The sequence below is a fragment of the Streptomyces herbicida genome, from assembly GCF_032656585.1.
GTDB classification, from domain to species: Bacteria; Actinomycetota; Actinomycetes; order Streptomycetales; family Streptomycetaceae; genus Streptomyces; species Streptomyces herbicida.
Genome location: NZ_JAUYWJ010000068.1, coordinates 1 through 3,664, shown reverse-complemented (window position 1 = coordinate 3,664; position 3,664 = coordinate 1). Strand labels below are relative to the sequence as shown.

The 3,664-nt window shown below is 69.9% G+C and carries 4 protein-coding genes; 3 read left to right on the top strand and 1 reads right to left on the bottom strand.

Annotated elements, in window-relative coordinates:
• A partial coding sequence (locus Q8A52_RS48660; protein WP_316765123.1) for an adenosylhomocysteinase occupies window positions 1-221 on the top strand: 221 nt, incomplete at its 5' end.
• A 189-nt stretch (window positions 222-410) separates the two neighbouring features.
• Window positions 411-1,025 carry a hypothetical protein gene (locus Q8A52_RS48655; protein ID WP_316765122.1) on the top strand — a complete coding sequence of 205 codons (615 nt, stop codon included), beginning with the start codon at window positions 411-413 and terminating at the stop codon, window positions 1,023-1,025.
• A gap of 33 nt (window positions 1,026-1,058) precedes the next feature.
• On the opposite strand, the gene Q8A52_RS48650 is transcribed toward Q8A52_RS48655, so the two are convergent.
• Window positions 1,059-2,171 carry an RDD family protein gene (locus Q8A52_RS48650; protein ID WP_316765121.1) on the bottom strand — a complete coding sequence of 371 codons (1,113 nt, stop codon included), beginning with the start codon at window positions 2,169-2,171 and terminating at the stop codon, window positions 1,059-1,061.
• Window positions 2,172-2,302: 131 nt separating this feature from the next.
• Here Q8A52_RS48650 and Q8A52_RS48645 point away from each other — a divergent pair, with 131 nt between their 5' ends.
• Window positions 2,303-3,310: a stage II sporulation protein M gene (locus tag Q8A52_RS48645; RefSeq protein WP_316765120.1), complete on the top strand. Its 1,008-nt coding sequence runs from the start codon at window positions 2,303-2,305 to the stop codon at window positions 3,308-3,310.
• The last annotated feature ends 354 nt before the right edge of the window (window positions 3,311-3,664 follow it).

Genomic DNA, 3,664 nt, shown 5'->3' with positions numbered 1-3,664 from the left:
ACTCGTTCGCGGACCAGACGCTGGCCCAGATCGAGCTGTTCACCAAGCAGTCCGAGTACCCGGTCGGTGTGTACACGCTGCCCAAGCACCTCGACGAGAAGGTCGCCCGTCTCCACCTGGACGCCCTCGGCGTCAAGCTGACGACGCTGCGTCCGGAGCAGGCCGCGTACATCGGCGTGGAGGTCGAGGGCCCGTACAAGTCGGACCACTACCGCTACTGAGTGCGCAGTCCCGCTCGCCGGAGGGGCCCGTCCGTTCACTGACGCGCTCCTCCTGGCGGCAAGTCCTCCGAGGCAGGCCCCCGCACCCCCGTGCCGGGGGCCTGCCCCTTTGGCCGGCCGGCCGTCACACCGGCCGGAGCGGCCCGTCGAGGTGACCGGACCACCAACCCATCAAGACCCAGGACCCCCATGCCCCGCGGCCGATATTCGCTTCACGATCCGCACGATCACACCCCCCTCGCGGAAGAGCACTTCCAGTGCGCGCCCGGCCCCTCCGGCTGGCGCTACGTGTCTCAGCTGACCACCCCGTCGGGCGCACACAGCGGCTCCGTCGACCTGGCTCTCGACGATCTCGGACGCCCCATCCGCCTCGAACTCCACGCGGGAGGCTGGCAGGTGCGCGGTGCCGCCCTGGACGGCGTCACCTGGGTCCGAACCGACCCCACCGGCACTCAAGCCACCGAAGGCAATGTGCGCGCCCACGCCTTCACCGGCACGTCCCCCGCGTTCCTGGTCGCCACTGCCCGTCTCCTGCGCCTCACACCTTCCTCCACCGCGACCCGCGTACGCCTAGTGGCCTTCACGGACCCGGTCCTCGCCCCCCGCACCGTCGACCAGTCCTGGGCCCTGGTGAACAGCGAAACACACGCCACTGACAACGGCCCTCTGACCGTGGACGAATACCAGGTCACAGCCCTGGACACGGGCGAGCGGCACACCGTGCACATCACGGGCGACGTGGTCCTAGCGGCACCCGGCATCGAGCTGGAGGACCTGCAGTCGCCGCCGACGGTGTTCGGCTGACGGGCACGAGGTGCCGCCGCGGCTCGGTGCGAGCTATGCCGGCGGTACGAAGCCGGTGGCCGGGCGGTCGACAGGCGGCCGGTCCTGCGGGGACGTGGGCCGGTCGACGGGAGCCGGAGAGGCCGCGGAGGCCGGGGAGGCGTAATCGCCAGGAACACCGGCGGCAGGCGGGAAACCGCTGGGCGGGTAAGTCTGAGGGGCGCCTCCCACGGCAGGCGCTGCACCTGCGACAGGTGTTCCACCATGGACCGGTGCCCCACCCGGGACCGGTGCCCCACCCGGGACCGGTGCCCCACCCCGGACGGGCATGCCGCCCACGACCGGCGGCACGTTTCCTCCGACGGGCACGTTCCCGCCGACCGCCACGCCTCCCGCAAACGGCGCTCCCGCGGCCGGACCGCCTCCGAACGCCCGACGGGCCTCGCGTGCCTGCCGCTCGTTCATCACCGCCGCCAGATAGGCCGCCGGCGGAACACCCTGCGGCGCCGGAGTCCCCGTGCGAGCCGCCAGGTCGGACGCGAGCCGCTCCGCCAGGGTCCAGGAGACCTGCGGATCGAGCTGTTGCATACGCGTCAGGTACTGACGGACGGCAAGCCACAGACCGTCGGGGACCGCCGACAGGTCGACCTCCGCAAAGCGCCCCACGAGCCAGGGCGGCGGCGGAGGAACGAAGCCGGTCTGCCCGACGGGCACCCGCTCCCGTACGACCAACGTGCCTGCGAACACATCCCCGAGCCGCCGCCCGCGAGCCGACACGAGGGACGCGATACAGGCGACGACCCCGAATGTCAGCAGAATCTCGACCACGCCGATGGCGCCCCGGACCAGTGCGTGCCGGAAGCGAATGGGCCCGCCGTCGTCCCGCACCACGCGCAGTCCGCACGCCATCTTCCCCAGCGACCGACCATGGCTGAGCGTCTCCACCGCGATGGGCCCGCCCACCAGCACCAGCAGGAACGTCGCGATCGAGAGCGCGATCTGAGCCGCCTCGTCCAAGGACGCCGTCGACGCCGCCAGCACCAAGGCCACGGCTATATAGGCCGCCATGGCCACGACCAGGTCGAGCAATATCGCCAGCGCCCTGCTGGGCAGCCTCGCGGGGCGCAATTCCAGCGCCACCGCCTCGCCCGTCACCAGCTCACTCACGCCCGCCGTCCTTCCCCTGGTCTGCCTCGAGAACCGCAAGTCTGCCAAGCTGAGGGCGCATCGCGCCCCAGTACGACAAGCTGACAGCCCCGATCAGCAGTCGACGAGCAGTCGAGGAGCAGACAGACCCGATGGACCTGGACGTCTTCGTCTCCGCCCACCGAGCCGAGTGGGACCGCCTCGACGCCCTGCTCCGCCGCCAGCGTCGTCTCTCCGGCGCGGAGGCCGACGAACTCGTCGCCCTGTACCAGCGCACCGCAACCCATCTTTCCCTGATCCAGTCCGCCGCCCCCGACCCGCAGCTCACGGGCCGGCTCAGCCAACTCGTGGCACGCGCGCGTAGCGCCGTGACGGGAACCCGCCGCGCTTCTTGGCGCGACGTCACGCGTTTCCTGGGGTACGGCTTTCCCGCCGCGGTCTATCGCTCGCGCCACTGGTGGGTACCGACAGCGCTGGTGTCCACCGCCATCGCGATCCTCCTGGGCTGGTGGATAGGCACGCACCCCGACGTGCAGTCCTCCATAGCGGCCCCGAGCCAGCTGCGTGAGCTCACCCGGCCGGGCGGTGAGTACGAGTCGTACTACTCGAGCCACCCTGCCGCCTCCTTCGCGGCCCAGGTGTGGACGAACAACGCCCAGGCCGCCGCGATGTGCCTGGTCCTGGGCGTCTTCCTCGGTCTGCCGGTCCTCTGGATCCTCTTCGAGAACATGCTCAACCTCGGCGTCGGCTTCGGCCTCATGGCGTCGGCCGGACGACTCGACACGTTCTTGGGCCTGGTCCTCCCACACGGCCTGCTCGAACTGACCGCGGTCTTCGTGGCGGCCGGTACGGGACTGCGCCTCGGCTGGACCCTGATCGACCCGGGTCCCCGCACTCGTCGCACGGCTCTCGCCGAAGAGGGCCGGGCCGCCGTGGCCATGGCGATCGGCCTCGCCCTGGTCCTCTTCGTCTCCGGTGCCATCGAAGGCTTCGTCACCCCCTCGGGCCTGCCCACCTGGGCCCGCATTGGCATTGGGGTCCTCGCTGAGCTGGCCTTCCTCGCGTACGTCTATGTCCTGGGCGGCCGTGCCGCACGCGCCGGCGAAACGGGCGACCTCGAGGAGGCCGAGCGCAGCTCGACCGTCCCGACGGCCGCCTGATGTGCGTGCACAGGGCCTGAGCTGCTAGTGTCCTCTTCGCCCCACGAGAGCCGTTGACACGGAGCATGTGGGGAGGTAGATTCAAACAGTTGCCTAGAGGGCCGGACAGACGGTCCCGTGTGGCGGCTTTGAATCTATTGCTTCTTGTGGAGTCACAATTCCGAGAAGCGCTCCTCCGATTACTCAGAAATGAGCAGCCGGTCAGACCGGCCCGAAACTTCTGATAAAGTCGGAACCGCCGGAAAGGGAAACGCGGAAGCGGGAACCTGGAAAGCGCCGAGGAAATCGGATCGAGAAAAGGTCTGATAGAGTCGGAAACGCAAGACCGAAGGGAAGCGCCCGGAGGAAAGCCCG

Bases quoted from the DNA above. Each gene is read 5' to 3' on its own strand.
- Q8A52_RS48655 (WP_316765122.1), top strand. From the start codon at position 411: ATGCCCCGCGGCCGATATTCGCTTCACGATCCGCACGATCACACCCCC.
- Q8A52_RS48645 (WP_316765120.1), top strand. From the start codon at position 2,303: ATGGACCTGGACGTCTTCGTCTCCGCCCACCGAGCCGAGTGGGACCGC.